A 16,503-nucleotide genomic window follows, 5' to 3' on the forward strand; every position below is an offset into this window, starting at 1 on the left:
GCGATCAGCGCAGGTGACGGGCGTGCCAATCCAGATGCGCGCCCATCAGACTGCCGATGAAGTAATAGGAATGGTCGTATCCCGGATGCAGGGTCAGCTCCAGCGGCTGGCCCGCCGCCTCGCACGCGGCGGCCAGCCGGTCAGGCCTGAGCTGGCTTTCGAGGAACCCGTCCGCCGCGCCCTGGTCCACCCGCATCGCCTGCACCCGGGCGCCACCCGCGATCAGGCGGCAGGCGTCATAATCGGCCCAGGCCGCCGGATCGGCGCCCAGATACCCGCCCAGCGCCTTTTGCCCCCAGGGGCAATCCGTCGGCGCGACGATCGGCGCAAAGGCACTGACCGAGCGGAAGCGGCCCGGATTGCGCAGCGCCACCGTCAGCGCGCCGTGTCCGCCCATGGAATGACCCATGATCGCCTGTCGCCCCATATCGACCGGGAAATGCTGCGCGATCAGCGCGGGCAGTTCGGATTCGACATAGCTGCGCATCCGGTAATGGCGCGACCAGGGCGCCTGGGTCGCATCCACATAGAACCCGGCCCCCAGGCCAAAGTCATAGGCCCCCTCGGGGTCGTCGGGCACATCCGACCCGCGCGGGCTGGTGTCGGGCGCGACGAACACCAGACCCAGCCGGGCGCAGGCGGCGCGGAATTCGCCCTTTTCGGTGACATTGGCCCATGAACAGGTCAGCCCCGACAGATACCAGACCACGGGGCGCGGGCCATTCCCGGCGGCCTCGGGCAGGAACACGCTGAACTCCATCGGCGTGCCGGTCTGGGCGCTGTCATGGCGCCAGACCTCTTGCCAGCCGCCATGCGCGCGCCAGCGTTGCAAACGCTCCATCAGAACACCACGACCGAGCGGATCGACTTGCCGGCGTGCATCAGGTCGAAGCCCTTGTTGATCTCTTCCAGCGTCAAGGTGTGGGTGATCATGGGATCGATCTCGATTTTCTTGTTCATGTACCAATCGACGATCTTGGGCACATCCGTGCGACCGCGCGCGCCGCCAAAGGCGCTGCCCTTCCAGACCCGGCCGGTGACCAACTGGAACGGCCGGGTGCTGATTTCCTTGCCGGCCTCGGCCACGCCGATCACGGTGGAAACGCCCCAGCCGCGATGGCACGCTTCCAGCGCCTGACGCATCACCGTGGTGTTGCCGGTGCAGTCAAAGGTGTAATCCGCACCGCCGTCGGTCATTTCGACCAGCTTGGCCACGATGTCGCCGTCGATCGTGGTGGGGTTGACGAAATCGGTCATGCCGAACATGCGGCCCCACTGGGCCTTGTCGTCGTTGATATCGACACCGATGATCTTGTCGGCGCCGACCAGGCGCGCGCCCTGGATCACGTTCAGGCCGATCCCGCCCAGACCGAAGACCACGACATTCGCGCCGGGCGTCACCTTGGCCGAGTTGATGACCGCGCCCACCCCGGTGGTCACGCCACAGCCGATGTAGCAGGCCTTGTCGAACGGCGCGTCCTCGCGGATTTTCGCGACGGCGATTTCCGGCAGCACGGTGAAGTTCGAAAAGGTCGAACACCCCATGTAGTGGTAGATCGTCTGCCCCTTGTAGCTGAAGCGACTGGTGCCATCGGGCATCAGCCCCTTGCCCTGCGTCGCCCGGATCGCGGTGCACAGGTTGGTCTTGCCCGACAGGCAGCTTTTGCACTGGCGGCATTCGGGCGTATACAGCGGGATCACGTGATCGCCCGGCTTGACCGAGGTCACACCGCGCCCGACCTCGCGCACGATGCCGGCACCCTCGTGGCCCAGGATCGACGGAAAGATCCCCTCGCTGTCGAATCCGTCCAGCGTGTAGGCGTCGGTGTGGCAGATGCCGGTCGCCATGATCTCGACCAGAACTTCGCCGTCCTTGGGCCCTTCCAGATCCAGTTCGACGATCTCGAGGGGTTTCTTCGCCTCGAAGGCGACGGCGGCACGGGTTTTCATGAGGGTCCTCCGGGGTTTTCGGCTTGCGGCAGACTAGCCGCACCCGGGGACCTGGCACAATGCCGGATGCGACGGATCGTTACCCCGGCCCGTCACCGAAAGGACGGGAGGGGGGGCGCGCCCCCCCTCCCGCAAGGGATCAGAACGGTTCGACCTGTTGCACCCAGACGCCATCCTGGACCTGGTCGATCGAAACCAGTTCGGGCATGGCGTGGTTGTTCACAAAGGTCTGCTCGCCGTAACTGGTGAAATCCTGGTGATGGCTGGCCTGCGCGGCGGCGACGAAACCGTCGGTCGTCAGATCCGTGCCGGCGGCGTCCAGACAGGACAGGAACCAGTTCGTATAGGAATAGGCGATCATCGCGTTCTCGTCCGGGTCGGCGTTGTAGGCCGCGCGATACGATTCGATAAAGGCATGGGCGTCGGGTTCGGTGGTATCCATCGGATACATCTTCCACCCGCCGACCCCATAGAGCCCGTTCACATCCGCGCCGCCCAGCGCCGCCACCAGCGAGGCCCGGCCGGGAATGCCGGTCAGCACCTTGACGTCGGTCCAGCCCAGCTTGTTCACCTCGGACATGACGCCCACGGTCTCGCGGATGATGGTGCCCGCGATGATGAGGTCGCAGTTCGCGGCCCGGCAGCGTGCCACCTGCGAGGAAAAGTCGATCTCGCCCGGCCGATACGAGGCGTCCTCGACGACCTCCATGCCCAGGCTGGCCATTGCCGGAACGACGCCCGCACGCATCAGATCGCCGAACGGCCCCTCCATCATGATCAGGCCGACCCGCTGCGAGCCCCAGACGGGGATCATGCGTTCCATCGCCTTCTGCATGGTCGTGTTGTAGTTCTGCACCGTGGTGAACAGCAGCGGCGAGTTGCCCGCGACCTGGTGCATGACGGCCGACGCCGCCCAGGGCGCAAAGACGATGGTGCCCGCTTCGACGGCCTGGCCGATGGTCGCCGCGTTGGTGCCCGATCCGAACGGGTTCAGCAGCGCGAACACCTCGTCCGAGCGGATCAGCTTTTGCACCGCGCGCACGGCCAACTGCGGCTGGCCGCCGTTGTCCTCGACGATGAAGCGGATCTGGCGGCCGTGGACACCGCCGGCCGCGTTGGCCTGGGCAATCGCCAGTTCGGTCGCGTTGCGCAGCCGTGCCATGCCGGCGGCGGCGGGACCGGACAGGTCGAGATGCGTGCCGATGACGATCTCATCGGCGCTGACTCCGGCGGCGCGCGCCGGGCGCAGACTGCCGCCAAGCGCCAGGGCCGCGGCACTGGTGGCGAGCATCTGACGACGGTTCATAGTCATGACTTCCTCCCATGTTGGGTTTGACGGGGTGATCGTGTGTTCGGCATGTCCTCCACTCCCTCCTGCCGCCTCAGGCGGGATACATGCCGTCGATGAGGGTCGCGTATTTCTGCGCGATGACCTTGCGTTTCAGCTTCATCGTGGGGGTCAGCTCTTCGTCCTCGGGGGTGAGAAGCTGGTCGATGATGCGGAAATCCTTGATCTGTTCAACCCGGGCGAGACGGGGATTCACGGCCGCGATCTCGGCGCGGATCAGATCGACCACGGCCGCCGCGCGCGTCAGGCTGGCGAAATCCGTATAGGGAATCGCGTTGTCCTGCGCGAATCGCGCGACGTGCTCCTGGTCGATCATCACCAGTGCGGTGACGAACCGCTTGCCCTCGCCGATGACCACCGCGTCGGTGATGTAGGGGCTGAACTTGAGCTGGCTTTCGATCTGCGTGGGCGTGATGTTCTTGCCGCCGGCGGTGATGATGATGTCCTTGATCCGGTCGCGGATCGCCAGATAGCCATGTTCGCTGATCTCGCCGCAGTCTCCGGTGCGAAGCCAGCCGTCGGGGGTGATCGCCTCGGCCGTCTTTTCGGGTTGCCGCCAGTAGCCGGCAAAGACATTCGCGCCCCGGATCTGGATTTCTCCCGCCTCGGCGATGCGGATCTCGGTATCGCCCGCCGGAAGACCTGCCCAGCCCAGCTTGATGCCCCGGGTCGGCGTCGCGGTGGCGAATCCCGCGGTTTCGGTCATGCCGAAGGCCTCGCGCAGTTCGACGCCGATGGACAGGAACCAGCGGATCAGGTCGGGCGGCACCGGCGCCGCGCCGGTCAACGCGCTGCGGCAATTCTGTAGCCCCAGAAAGATGCGGATGTTGCGGAATGCCAGCCAGGACAGCAGCCGGTCCACCGGGCCCGGCGTCGGCGGATCGCGCCCGTCGAGCTGGGCCTCGACCCCGGCGCGACCGCGCACCAGGGCCCGGCGATAGACCCAGCGCGCCGGGGCGATGGCGTCGCGCAGGAACAGTTCCACTTGCGAGTGCATCTTTTCCCAGAATCGCGGCGGTGCAAAGACGATGTGCGGCGCGACCTCGCGGATGTCGTTGGGCACGGTGCCGGCGTTTTCGGGAAAATGGACGATCAGCCCCAGCGCGATCGCGTTGAACACCGAAGCCATGCGTTCCGCGATGTGACACAGCGGCAGAAAGGACAGCGATTTGTCCCCGGGGTTGGCGGCCAGATACTCGGGCGCCTTGCACATCTGGAACACGGCGTTGCGGTTCGCGATCATCGCCCCCTTGGGCGCCCCCGTGGTGCCCGAGGTATAGACCAGGAACGCCAGATCGTCCGCCCGGCCCGCGTCGATCGAATCCTCGAAGTCCTGCGCGTGGGTCGCGGCGAGATCGTCGCCGCGTTGCACGAAACCGTCCCAGAATTCCACGCCCGGGTCATCGAGGCGGCGCAATCCCTCGCGTTCGATGACGATGATGCGGATCAGCGCCGGGCAGTTGGCACGGACCGACAGGGCCTTGTCCAGTTGCTCCTGGTTTTCGACCACCAGAACGCGGCACGCCGAATCCTGAAGGATGTATTGCAACTGCTCTGCCGACGCGGTCGGATAGACCCCACAGCCGACGATTCCCATGGCTTGCGCGCCGATGTCGGCGAAAACCCATTCGGGGCGGTTTTCGGCCAGCACGGCGATGACCTCGCCGCGTTCGACCCCCAGCGCGCCCAGGGCCAGCCCGACCGCGCGGGCGCGTTCGTAATACTGGGTCCAGCTGTAGCTTTGCCACAGGCCGCGCAGCTTGTGCCTGAGGGCAGGCCGCGCGCCCCATTCGCGCACGCGGGCGCGGAACACGCGGGCCGGTGTGTCGTGGCCCATGAAGCGGATCTCGGTGCTCATCGGCTCATCTCCAGGTCTTTCGACGTTTCCAGCGTTGGGCGGTGCCGGACAGGCCCTGCCCGCCGCCGCCGCCCAGATAGGCCTCGCGCACGTCCTCTTTCTGGCTGAGGGCGGCGCAGGTATCGGCGGCGACGATGCGCCCCAGTTCCATGATATACCCGTCATCGCCATGTTTCAGGGCGACGGCGGCGTTCTGTTCGACGACCAGCACGGCGGTGCCGGTCTCGTCGCGGATGCGCTGGATGATGCCGAAGATCTCGTGCACCAGCATCGGCGACAGGCCCAGGCTGGGTTCGTCCAGCATCAGCAGTTTCGGCGCGGACATATAGGCGCGGCCGATTGCCACCATCTGCTGTTCGCCGCCCGACAACAAGCCGGCGTGCTGCGCATCGCGTTCCTTGAGCCGGGGAAACCATTGATGCACCCGCTCGATGTCGCGGGCCACGGCGTCGCGGTCCTTGCGGGCAAAGGCGCCCATCAAGAGGTTGTCTCGCACCGAAAGGAACGGATAGACCTGACGCCCCTCGGGCACCAGAACCAGCCCCTTGCGCGCCACCGCGTCAGCATCCAGGCCCTGAATTTCCTGTCCCTGGAACAGGGCCTTGCCCTTGAACGGGTCGATGACGCCCGCCAGCGTGTTCAAAAGCGTCGTCTTGCCCGCACCGTTCGCGCCCAGGACGGCGGTGATCCGCCCCTCGGCCACGGTCAGGTTGACGCCCTTCATGGCGGCGATGGGCCCATACCAGGTTTCCAGGTTCTGCACGTCCAGAAGCATCTCAGGTCCCCAGATAAGCGGCGATGACGTCGGGATGGGCCTGCACTTCGGCCGGCGAACCCTCGGCCAGCAGACGGCCCTGCGCCATGCAGACCACGCGGTCGGCAACGGCACTGACCAGCGACATGTCGTGTTCGATCATCACCACGGTGATGCCCAGATCGCTGCGGATATCGTCGATCCAGAAGGCCAGGTCGCGCGTTTCCTCGGGGTTCAGACCCGAGGCCGGTTCATCCAGAAACAGCAGGTCGGGCCCCGAACACAGGGCGCGACCCAGCTCGACCACCTTGCGCACGCCATACGGCAGGCCCGCGACGGTGGCATTGCGCCAGGCCGAGAGGTCGAGGAATTCGATCACCTCCTCGGCCTTGGCGCGGTGCGCTTCCTCGATCCGGGTCAGGCCGGGGGTGCGCAACACCTGTTGCCACCAGGTCCCGGCGCCAAAGCGGTGCCGGCCCAGCAACAGGTTGTCCAGCACGCTGGCGGCATCGAACAATTCGATGTTCTGGAACGTCCGCGCAATGCCCAGATGGGCGATGTGCGCGCGCGGGGCGCGGGCGATATCCTGCCCCTTGAACAGTATCCGGCCCTTGGTGGCGTCGAACACCCGCGTGACCAGGTTCAACATTGACGTCTTGCCCGCGCCGTTCGGCCCGATCACGGCCAGAACCTCGCCGCTTTGAACGCGGATCGACAGGTCGGAAATCGCCCTGAGCCCGCCGAAATGCAGCGCCACGCGGTCCAGTTCCAGAAGGGGTGCGTCGCTCATCTGTTCCGCTCCGACTTCATGTAGGTTTTCTGCCGCCGGAACGTGTCACGGCGATAGAGGGGAAAGTTTTCCAGCAACGCGCGAATCTTCAGCCATCGCCCGTTCAGGCCCGTCGGCTCGAACAGAACGAAAAGGCCCAGCACCAGACCGGCGACAAAGATTTCCAGCCCGGTCTGCCGTTGCACGGCCGCCGGCAACAGGGATTTCAGGAAGGACACGGCGTTCGGCAGCAGCGAGATCAGGATCGCCCCCAGGATCGCCCCCCTGAGGCTGCCGATCCCGCCGATCACCACCATCAGCACCATGTCCAGCGACAACAGCAGCGTGAAGGCATCGGGCGTCAGATAGCCGATGTGATGCGCCATCAGTGCCCCCGCCAGCCCGGTGATCCCGGCCGACAGGCCAAAGGCACCGATCTTGACGCGGTTCACCTCGATCCCCAGCGCATAGGCGGCGGCCTCGGAGTCGCGCACACCCGTAAAGGCCCGGCCGACCCCGGATCGCATCAGATTGGCCAGCGCCAGCAGCACCAGCACCACCGTCGCCAGGCAGACGTAATAGAACACCCGGGGCGAACCCAGCGAGAACCCCAGCAGGCGGGGCGTTTCCACCAGCATCCCGGTGAATCCGCCGGTCACGCTGCGCCACATGCCGATCACCTGTTCGATGACGATGCTGAAGGCCAGCGTCACCATCGCCAGATACAGCCCCGAAACGCGGATCGCGGGTATCCCCACGACCAGCCCCACCGCCGCCGCGATCAGTCCGGCCAGCGGCATCGACACCAGGAACGGCACGCCATGCGCCATCAGCCAGGCGTGGGCATAGGCGCCGATCGCAACGAAACTGGCGTGCCCCAGGCTGACCTGTCCGGTGAACCCCGACAGCGTCATCAGCCCCAGCGAGGCGACGCACAGGATCAGCACGTAGCCAAGCTCGCCCACCAGATAGGTCGAGGCAACCACCGGCACCGCCAGCAACGCCACCAGCAGAAGACCATACCACAGCCAGTCGCCGCGATGGCGGAACAGCGCGAACCCTTGGGCATACCGCGTGTGATAGTCAAAGCGCATCGGTTACACCCTCCGCCCGTGGGCTTCGCCCATGATCCCGCGCGGGCGCAGGATCAGCACCGCGATCAGCACCAGATAGGGTGCGATATCCTTGAACCCGTCGGGCAGATAGACACCCGCGTATTGTTCGATCAGGCCGATCAGAACACCGCCCAGCACCGCGCCCGGCAGGCTGCCGAACCCGCCCAGCACGATCGCGGCCAGGGCCTTCAGCGTGATCAGCCACAGCGCCGTATCGACCAGCGACACCGGCGCCAGGAACATGCCGGCAATCGCCGCCGTGACGCCGCCCAGCGCCCAGACGAGCGAGTTGAGCCGCTTCACCTTGACCCCGTTCAGATACGCGGCCAACTGGTTCTGGCTGGCAGCCTGCATCGCCACCCCCAGCCGCGTGCGGCTGAAGAACAGCCACAGCATCACCGCGATCAGCAGCGCCACCAGCATGATGACCAGCGACAGCTCGGTCACCGCGACGCCCGCGATCTCGGTCGTCTGGCCGCTCCAGGGGGTCTGGTAGCTGCGCGAATCGGGGCCGAACCCCATGCTGACCGCGCCCCGGATCATGAAGGCCAGCGCGATCGTCAGCATCACGCCCGAGAACTGCGGCTGTCCCGCGATGCGCCGCACGATCACCGCGTCCAGCCCATAGGCCAGCGCGCCGATCCCCAGCGCCACCACCGGCAGCACCAGCCAGAAGGGCATCCCTGCCCGTTCGATCAGCGCCCAGGCGACAAAGGCCGACAGCACCAAAAGGTCGCCATGGGCAAAATTCAGAACCTCGGTCGCCTTGTGGATCAGCACGATCCCCAGCGCGACCAGCGCATAGATCGCCCCCACGGCGATGCCGTTGACAGTGACCTGCGCGAACAGGTCCAGCGCGCCGTTCATGCCGGATCTCCCATTTCAAAACTGACGTCCCAGGCGCTCAGCCGTTCGTGGCAATGCCCGCAGGTGGCGCGCGGGACAAAGGCCTTGCCGCAGGTCCGGTGCCGGGGCCGGATCGAGCTGGGCTCGTGGAAAAGTTGTTCGCTGGCCCAGGTGGACAGCAGCACGATATAGGGAAACAGCCCGCGGCTGGCCGCGGTCAGCAGATAGACGCGGCGCCGACCGTCGTCGCGGTCGGGTTCGACCGTCAGCAGGCCGGCCTCGACCATCGCCACCAGGCGGCGGCTCAGCAAAGGCGGGCTGATCCTGAGAACATGCGCGATCTGGTCGAAATGCCGACATCCCAGCACCGCCGCCGAGACGATCATCAGCGTCCAGCGATCCATCCTGAGCGCGAGATGCGACATCGCCCCGTCGCTGACCGTGACCTTGGGCGTGCGCATCCGTTCGGCCGGGTCATAGGGCAGGTGCGGGTTCGGTTTCAGCGACATGTCCAGATCGCGCAGCGAGACGACCTCGCCGCAGGCCTCGCAGGTCATCTGCGGCACAAAGGCGTGGCCGCAGGTCCGATGCACCAGCCGCCGGGGCAAGGCCAGGCGATCCTCGCCAAAACGGTGCTCCCAGTCCCAGGTCATGAGCGTGGCTTCATAGATCGCCATGCCCTTTTGCGTCAGATGATAGGCGAACCGTTCGGGGCGCTCCTGATACAGTCGCGGGCGCAGCATATCCATGTGCACCAGCGTCTTCAGCCGGTCGGACAGGGTGCGCCGCGGTATGCCCAGCCGGGTCTGGAAATCGTCGAACCGCTTGACCCCCATGAAGGCACCCATGAGGATCTGCATCGTCCAGCGATCCCCGATCATCTTCAGCGCATGGCTCAGCACCGAGGTGCTCAGCGCGTCGCGCAGCAGATCGAGGTCGGGCGCTACGCTCATGCGACGCGCTCGATGATGAGGGCCGAGGCCAAGCCCGCCGCACCGCAGGCTGCGATCAGCGCGCGCCGGCCGTCGCGACGGTCCAGTTCATCCAGCGCGGTGCCGATCAGTGCGCCGCCCGTGGATCCCATCGCATGGCCCAGCGCGATCGCCCCGCCGTTGACGTTCAGCCGATCCAGCCCGACGCCCATGTGCCGCGCGAAATGCAGCGCCAGCGCGGCAAAGCTTTCGTTCACTTCGAACAGGTCGATGTCGCCGACGCCCAGCCCCGCGCGCGCCAGCGCCGCGTTGGCGGCATCGACGCTGCCGGTCAGCGCCAACACCCGGTCCACCGCCAGTTCCGCCACCGCGAGAATCCGTGCCCGGGGCCTGAGACCCGCGCGCCGCGCTGCCCCCTCGGTCGCGACCAGCACGGCCGAGGCCCCGTCCGCCATCGCCGGTGAATTGCCCGCGTGGTGCACATGCGCCACATGCGCCAGCCCGGTGTGGGCCATGATCGCCGCGTCCATGCCGTATTTCTCGCCCATCTCGGCAAAGGCCGGGGACAGCGCCGACAGGCTTTCGACTGTGGTTCCGGCGCGCGGGGTTTCGTCCGCAGTCAACCCGCCCACCGGCACCAGCGAGGCAAAGCGCCCCTCGGCCCGCGCCGCGACCGCGCGCGCCTGGCTTTCGGCGGCAAAGGCGTCGCAATCGGCGCGGCTGAACCCTTCGGCTGTGGCGACGGCATCGGCGCTGATGCCGATGGCCACCAGCCCGGCGGCCTTCTGAAAGGCAAAGTCATGCGTCAGCGCGCCCTTGTCCGAGGCCATCGGCACGCGGGACATGCTCTCGACCCCGCCGCCGATGGCCAGACCGTCGGCCGCCTGCGCGCGCAGCGCGGCCAGACCGACCGCCGTGATGCCACTGGCGCAATAGCGGTTCACCGTCAGCCCGGGCGCGCTGTCGGGATAGCCGGCGGCAATCAGCCCCAGCTTGCCGATGTTCGCGCCCTGCTCGGCGGTCTGGGTGACGCAGCCGAACACCGCGTCCGCCAACACCCGGTCGCCCAGCGCGTGCCGGTCAGCCAGCGCGCGCAGGGGCGCGGCCAGCAGGTCCACCGGCTTCACCTCGTGAAGCGCGCCCTTGGCGTTGCCACGACCACGCGGTGTGCGCACCGCGTCGATGATGACCGCATATGTCATCCGAACCTCCCTTGCCGCCGGTCGAGCCGGCGTCTTCTCCCGCGTGGAGGGCCTCTTACTGGGCCTCGACCACGAAACTGACGACGGTGCCGAAGCTGCCGCCGATATTCAGCGTCTGGATGCGGCTTGCGCCGTCGATCTGCATGTCACCGGCCCGCCCCAGCACCTGGCGCGCCGCGTCGTGCAACATGCGCGATCCGGTCGCCCCAACCGGGTGCCCGCAACCGATCAAGCCCCCCGACATGTTCACCGGGCAGCGGCCGCCGGGCTCGATGATCCCGTCCTCGACCGCCTGCCAGCTTTGCCCCGGCGCGGTCAGCCCCAGGTGGTCGATGGCGATGTATTCGGTGGTCGTGAAACAGTCGTGGGTCTCGACCCCGCTCATCGCCTCGATCCCGCTGACACCGGCGCGGCGCCAGGCGTCTTCGATCGTCTGGCGGACGTGCGGAAAGACGTAGTCGCCGCTATGCGCGAGCTTGTCCTTGAACCGCAGACCGGCGTTGTGATGCCCCCAGCCGGCGATCTTCGCCGCGCGCTTGCCGGTGCGACGCGACCAGTCGGCGGCAAAGGCGGCCGAGGCCAGCACCAGCGACGACGCGCCGTCGGTGATCTGCCCGCAATCCTGACGCCGCGTCCCCGGCTCGATGATCGGATTGGCGTTGTCGTCATCGGTAAAGGACAGCGCGTTGAACGCCCAGCCGCGCGTTTGCGCCAGCGGGTTGCGCTTTGCGTTGCCATAGTTGATCTCGGCGATGCGGTTCAGATAGCGACGGTCCAGCCCATAGCGGCGGTCGTATTCCTGCGCGGCCAGGCCAAAGACGGCGGGCCACAGGAACTTGCACTCGATCCCCTCGTGACCCTGCCAGCCTGCGGCGTTCTGGTTGACGCTGGCGATGTCGCCGCGCGTGTTCTTGAACTCCTCGGCGCCGACGACCAGCACGCAATCATAGCGGCCGGCCTCGATCTCGGCCATCGCCGTCAGCACCGCCAGCGAGGCCGAGGCACAGGCCCCCTCGTGGCGCATCGCGGGCACGCCCCACAGCTCGGGCACCACCTGCGCGACCATCGCGCCCAGATGCGCCTGTTCGCGCTGCATCTCGCCAAAGGCGTTGCCGACATGAATCGACCCGACCTGCGAGGCATCGACCTGCGCATCCTCGAGCGCATCCAGAACCGAGGCGCGGATCATGTCGGAAATGTCCAGCCCCTCGCGCGACCAGGCGCGGGCAAAGTCGGTTTGCGAGGATCCGAGGATATAGGTCATGCGGTGCCTTTCTGGAAACGGGCGGTTGCGGCGGCGAATTCGCCAGCCAGGCGGTCCACGATGGATGCGGCGGGCTCGGTCCCGGTGACCGCGCCGACGCCCTGGCCCGCCGACCAGACGTCGGCCCAGCGTTTGCCCTTCAGGCTCTGGCTGCTGTCATAGGCGCGGTCGGGCGCGTCAGGCATCGCGTCGGGGTCGAATCCGTTGGCCTTGAGCGAGGGTTTCAGCCAGCTTGCGGGCGTGCCGGTGATCCCGGCGCTGATGAGCAGGTCCTCGATTTGCGCGGCCGCCAGCATGTCCTTGTAGTCCTGCGAGGCCAGACTTTCGGCCGCGGCGATGAAGGACGTGCCCATATAGACATAGTCCGCACCCGCGGCGATGGCGCCGGCGATGCCCCAGCCGTCGCTGATGCCCCCGCCGACGATGAGCGGCCCCTTGTGGAACTGGCGCACCGCGCTGACAAAGGCAAAGGGCGACAGCGTGCCGGTATGCCCGCCCGCCCCCGCGCAGATGCAGGCCAGACCGTCGGCGCCGGCCTCGATCGCCTTGCGCGCCAGCTTGGGCGAGGTGACGTCCGCGATCACCGTGCCGCCATAGGCGTGCACGGTCTCGATCGCGGGCTTGGGCGAGCCCAGCGCCGTCACCACGAAGGGCGGCTTGTGTTTCGCCACCAGCGCCAGGTCCTGCGGCAGGCGGGCGTTGGTGGAATGCGTCACCAGGTTGGCGCACCAGGGCGCATCGCCCACAGCCGCGGTGATGCGGGTCATCCAGTCGTCCAGTTGTTCGACGGTGCGGCAATTGGGCGTCGGAAACGCACCGACGATCCCGGCCTTGCAGGCGGCAATCACCAGATCGGGCCCCGAGACCAGGAACATCGGCGCGGCAAAGACAGGCAGGCGGAGGGCGTCAGTCATGGGACCTCGCGGGGCGGCGGGATTGGGCCACGGCGAACCGGGACGCGACAAAGGCCAGGGTGGTCAACGTGGCATTGCCCGCGCCGTTCAGGCCGGTGACGTGGTAATCGGAATAGGCGGCGGCGAAATTCAGCGGCATCGCGCCGGTCAGATTGATCGTCAGCTGCGCGCCAGCCCGTGCATAGGCCGTTTCGGCCCGGGTTATGAACGCCTCGTCCCGCGCATAGAGGAACCCGGTGATCCCGCCGTTCAGGCGTGCGTCCTCGGTCGCCTGATGCAGCGCATCCTCGGCGCTGTCGCAGTCGATGACAAAGCCGATGGGGCCAAAGCGTTCCTCGGCGTAGAGGTCCTGCGCCTCTTTTCCGACCTGCACCAGAAGGGGCGTCGCGGTGCGGGCCTGTGGAAACTCGGGGTGGCGATAGGCGCGGCTGTCCAGCAGCACCCGCCCCCGGGCCGAGGCCTGCTCGCGCACCCACTGGATCAGGCCCAGCGTCTGCGGCGCCTGCACCGTCGCCAGGATCATCGCGGCGCGGCGCGGGTCGTCGGTCAGCGCGGCGATGGCGTCGGCCAGCTTGCGCGCGACCACATCGCGCGGCACCGGTCCGTCGGGCGTGTCCACTTGTGGCGGCAGATAGACGTTCTGCGGGCTGGTGCACATCTGCGCCGAGAACATGCACATCGTCGTCGCCAGCGACCGGATCGCGGCATCGAGATCGTCGGCCCCGGCCAGCACCACGGTGTTGCACCCCGAGGTCTCGGTGAAGGCGATGGCGGGATGGGCGTTGGCCTCGACCCAGGCGCCGAACCGGGCAGAGCCGGTGAAATCCACGATGGCGCAATCGGGATGCTTGATCAGCACCTTGCCCAGCGGGTCCGCCACCGTGTCCATGCACAGCGTCACCAGGTTGGGATCAAAGCCCTGCTCGGCCAGCAGATCGCGCAACACCTGCACCGTGATCGCCATCGGAAGCACGCTGGCGGGGTGCGGCTTGACGATCACCGCGTTGCCCGTCGCCAGGCTGGCCAGGATCGACGGCCAGGCATTCCAGGTGGCGAAACTGGCGCAGGTGAAACACACCGCCACCCCGCGCGGCATCAGGCGGTAGGTCTTGTCCAGGCGGATCTCGTCACGGCCGAACCGTCGCGCCCATTCCGCCCGGGGCGTCACGCTGCGCATTGCCTGTTCGGCATGGACCAGCGCCTCGATCCCGCGGTCCAGCGCGTTCACGCCGGACCCGGCATAGGCCATGTTGTAGCTTTGACCTGCGGTGTGCATCACGGCAGGAACCAGCGTGAACAGGCGTGCATAGAGCCGATCCAGCCCCTCCATCAGCAGCATCAGGCGCGTGTCGATTTCCGCCGCCGCCCAGCCGGGGAGTGCGGCTTTGGCGGCGGCGAACAGGGCGTCGGGGCCTGCTTGCGGGTAGGTGATCCCCAACGGCACCTGTGTATAGGGCGAGACTTCTTCGCCCACCCATCCGGTTACGCCGGGCAGCGTCAGCGCGAACGGCTTGCCCAGCAACGCCTGGAACGCGGCCTCGCCCGCGGGTGCGGCGGTGTCGGCGTCAGGGTAGAGTTTCGGCATCTCGGGATAGGGCGACCAGCATTCGCGGCTGGCGCAGGCAGCCTGCGCGCGCCGGAACGTGGCGTGATGATCGACCATCAACGCCTCCACCTGAGACGATGGAACCGGGGGCCTTCCTGCGCCGAAAGCGTCAGGCTGTCGCCGTCCAGATCCACGTTGCGCACCTGCTCGGAGCCGACGAAATCGGGGTTCAGCGAATGCGTGACGGTATGCACCACCACGGTTTGGCCCGCGCGTTCCTCGATCCGCCAGGTGCCGGCATAGTGGAAATAGCTTTCGAACGCGGCCAGTCGCTCGGCTTCGGGGGCCGTCCGGGGGTTGCCGCCGGACCAGCGGGGCCGGTCCGCCCGCGCGATGCAGGCCGACATGCCGCCATCGGCGGTGTAGTGGATCAGCCCGGTCGGATCGGCGCCAAAGGGCTGCGTCACGCGGCCCGCGATCTCGATTTCCCAGCCGACCAGATGCCAGGTGCCTTGCAGCATCATGCCACCCTTGCCGCCGAAAGCTGATCGTCGCGCACCCAGCACGAATGGAACCCGTGCGGCACGCGCTGCGGCAGGATCACCCGCGCAACCGGCCCCTTGGCGATGTCGCGCGCGTCGGTGACCCAGACCTCGGACCGGTTCGCCAGCCCGTTCCAGACGAACCCCACGACATAGCCGTCGTCTTCCTCGGTAGCGCCGTCGCGCGGGGCAAAGGGCGCCTCGGAGAACCAATACCCCTCGCCCGGGTGATAGGCGAGCGCGGCCCCGGTTTGCAGGTCGTATTTCACAAGCCCGGCGAAATGCGGCTGTTCCAGCGTGCGCGGACGACCCATCAGCACGTTATAGGTGTAGCGGTTCTTCACCCCCTGATAGCGGGTGTTGATCATCGGGAATTCGGTGTTGAGGATATCGTCCACGATCCCCTCGCGCGTGGCGCCGGTGGTCAGGTTCATGCGCCACTGGTAAAGCTCGTAATCGGTGCCCTGCGTGCCGATGGTGAACAGCAGGCGCTGCACGTCCAGCCCGCCGTCATATCCGCGCGGATTGGCATAGGGCGTGCCCAGCATGACGATCTCGGTCTCGCCCTGCGCGTTCACCTCTTCCCAGGCGTTGGCGACGTGCAGCATGTAGCGCGGCTGGAATTCGAACCAGCGGATCTGGTCGGCGGTGCCATGGCGCGGGATCACCGCGAAACGGGTTGGCCAGTCCTGACGGAATTCCAGGCTGTAGCGGCCACGCGCCAGAGCCTCGGGATTGTTGATGAGCGGAAAGTCGTGCAGCACCGAATAGTTGCGGGTGATCGCCATGTCATGCGGCAGGCGCGGGCCGGGCAGTTCCACCGGAACCAGCGATTTCAGCGCCCCGTCGGCGCCGATGACGCCGTGATGCATATACGGATGACGGTTGCCATAGGCGAAAAAGACGAACTCGCCCGTCGCCTCATCGACCCGGCTGTGGGCCGAGATCTGCAAACCCACCAGGCGCGGGTCGGTTTCCAGCTTGCCCAGCGTGGTCAGGCTGCCGGGATCGACGGTATAAACCGCGCCGCCACGATACCACATCGAATAGAGCGTGCCGTTATGGAACTTCACATCCGTGTTCGAGGTGTTCTTCATCGCGTCGTCGGGCAGGGCGCCCTCGGGCATCCGTTCCTTGAGTCCCGGCCACAGCGACTGGCCGGCCTCGGTCTCGGCCTTCAGGCCGTCGGTCTGAACCCAGCGGTTGCGATAGGTGGCGCGCCCCCCCTGAAAGCGCACCGAATGCAGCATTCCGTCGCCATCGAACCAGTGATACTTGCCATGCGGCGCGTGCGCGGGCGACGGGCCGTTGCGGACATACATGCCGTTCAGATCCGCCGGCAGGTCGCCGATCACCTGAAGATCCTGGGCGACGACCTCGGAGTGGGTCGGCGCAAAGGGGCCGGCCATGCTGGCATTCGGAACGAACCAGTCCTGATCGGCGGGAATGTGATCCAGACCCAT

At 67.0% G+C, this 16,503-nt stretch carries 15 protein-coding genes; all 15 read right to left on the reverse strand.

All coding sequences use genetic code 11. The features are described from left to right. Positions 1–4 precede the first annotated feature (4 nt). Positions 5–841: an S-formylglutathione hydrolase gene (gene fghA / locus H6900_03125; GenBank protein MCC0072261.1), complete on the reverse strand. Its 837-nt coding sequence runs from the start codon at positions 839–841 to the stop codon at positions 5–7. Then, positions 841–1,950 carry an S-(hydroxymethyl)glutathione dehydrogenase/class III alcohol dehydrogenase gene (locus H6900_03130; GenBank protein ID MCC0072262.1) on the reverse strand — a complete coding sequence of 370 codons (1,110 nt, stop codon included), beginning with the start codon at positions 1,948–1,950 and terminating at the stop codon, positions 841–843. Before H6900_03130 ends, fghA begins: the two co-directional genes overlap by 1 nt. Before the next feature lie 139 nt (positions 1,951–2,089). Further along, positions 2,090–3,262, reverse strand: coding sequence for an ABC transporter substrate-binding protein (locus tag H6900_03135; protein ID MCC0072263.1), 1,173 nt, complete (start codon positions 3,260–3,262; stop codon positions 2,090–2,092). A gap of 70 nt (positions 3,263–3,332) precedes the next feature. Next, a complete protein-coding gene (locus H6900_03140) occupies positions 3,333–5,135 on the reverse strand; it encodes an AMP-binding protein (protein MCC0072264.1) in 1,803 nt (600 codons plus the stop codon). A gap of 25 nt (positions 5,136–5,160) precedes the next feature. Continuing rightward, positions 5,161–5,931: an ABC transporter ATP-binding protein gene (locus H6900_03145; GenBank protein ID MCC0072265.1), complete on the reverse strand. Its 771-nt coding sequence runs from the start codon at positions 5,929–5,931 to the stop codon at positions 5,161–5,163. A 1-nt stretch (position 5,932) separates the two neighbouring features. Beyond that, complete coding sequence (locus H6900_03150) at positions 5,933–6,700, reverse strand: ABC transporter ATP-binding protein (GenBank protein ID MCC0072266.1); 768 nt, start codon at positions 6,698–6,700, stop codon at positions 5,933–5,935. Continuing rightward, positions 6,697–7,773: a branched-chain amino acid ABC transporter permease gene (locus H6900_03155; GenBank protein ID MCC0072267.1), complete on the reverse strand. Its 1,077-nt coding sequence runs from the start codon at positions 7,771–7,773 to the stop codon at positions 6,697–6,699. The genes H6900_03150 and H6900_03155 overlap by 4 nt, the downstream gene beginning before the upstream one ends. A gap of 3 nt (positions 7,774–7,776) precedes the next feature. Next, entirely contained in the window at positions 7,777–8,661 is an 885-nt protein-coding gene (locus H6900_03160) for a branched-chain amino acid ABC transporter permease (protein MCC0072268.1), read from the reverse strand. Then, a complete protein-coding gene (locus H6900_03165) occupies positions 8,658–9,593 on the reverse strand; it encodes a helix-turn-helix transcriptional regulator (GenBank protein MCC0072269.1) in 936 nt (311 codons plus the stop codon). Before H6900_03165 ends, H6900_03160 begins: the two co-directional genes overlap by 4 nt. Further along, the gene (locus tag H6900_03170) at positions 9,590–10,774 is read right to left on the reverse strand and encodes an acetyl-CoA C-acyltransferase (protein MCC0072270.1); all 1,185 of its coding nucleotides are present in this window, start codon (positions 10,772–10,774) and stop codon (positions 9,590–9,592) included. Before H6900_03170 ends, H6900_03165 begins: the two co-directional genes overlap by 4 nt. Positions 10,775–10,829: 55 nt before the next feature. Beyond that, positions 10,830–12,038, reverse strand: coding sequence for a thiolase domain-containing protein (locus tag H6900_03175; GenBank protein MCC0072271.1), 1,209 nt, complete (start codon positions 12,036–12,038; stop codon positions 10,830–10,832). Then, entirely contained in the window at positions 12,035–12,952 is a 918-nt protein-coding gene (locus tag H6900_03180; protein ID MCC0072272.1) for a nitronate monooxygenase, read from the reverse strand. Before H6900_03180 ends, H6900_03175 begins: the two co-directional genes overlap by 4 nt. Next, the gene (locus H6900_03185) at positions 12,945–14,537 is read right to left on the reverse strand and encodes an aldehyde dehydrogenase family protein (protein MCC0072273.1); all 1,593 of its coding nucleotides are present in this window, start codon (positions 14,535–14,537) and stop codon (positions 12,945–12,947) included. Before H6900_03185 ends, H6900_03180 begins: the two co-directional genes overlap by 8 nt. Before the next feature lie 77 nt (positions 14,538–14,614). Then, complete coding sequence (locus H6900_03190) at positions 14,615–15,019, reverse strand: lipocalin-like domain-containing protein (protein MCC0072274.1); 405 nt, start codon at positions 15,017–15,019, stop codon at positions 14,615–14,617. Beyond that, a complete protein-coding gene (locus H6900_03195) occupies positions 15,019–16,449 on the reverse strand; it encodes a carotenoid oxygenase family protein (GenBank protein MCC0072275.1) in 1,431 nt (476 codons plus the stop codon). The genes H6900_03190 and H6900_03195 overlap by 1 nt, the downstream gene beginning before the upstream one ends. Positions 16,450–16,503 lie beyond the last annotated feature (54 nt).

It is taken from the genome of Rhodobacter sp. (assembly GCA_020637515.1).
Taxonomy (GTDB): Bacteria; Pseudomonadota; Alphaproteobacteria; order Rhodobacterales; family Rhodobacteraceae; genus Pararhodobacter.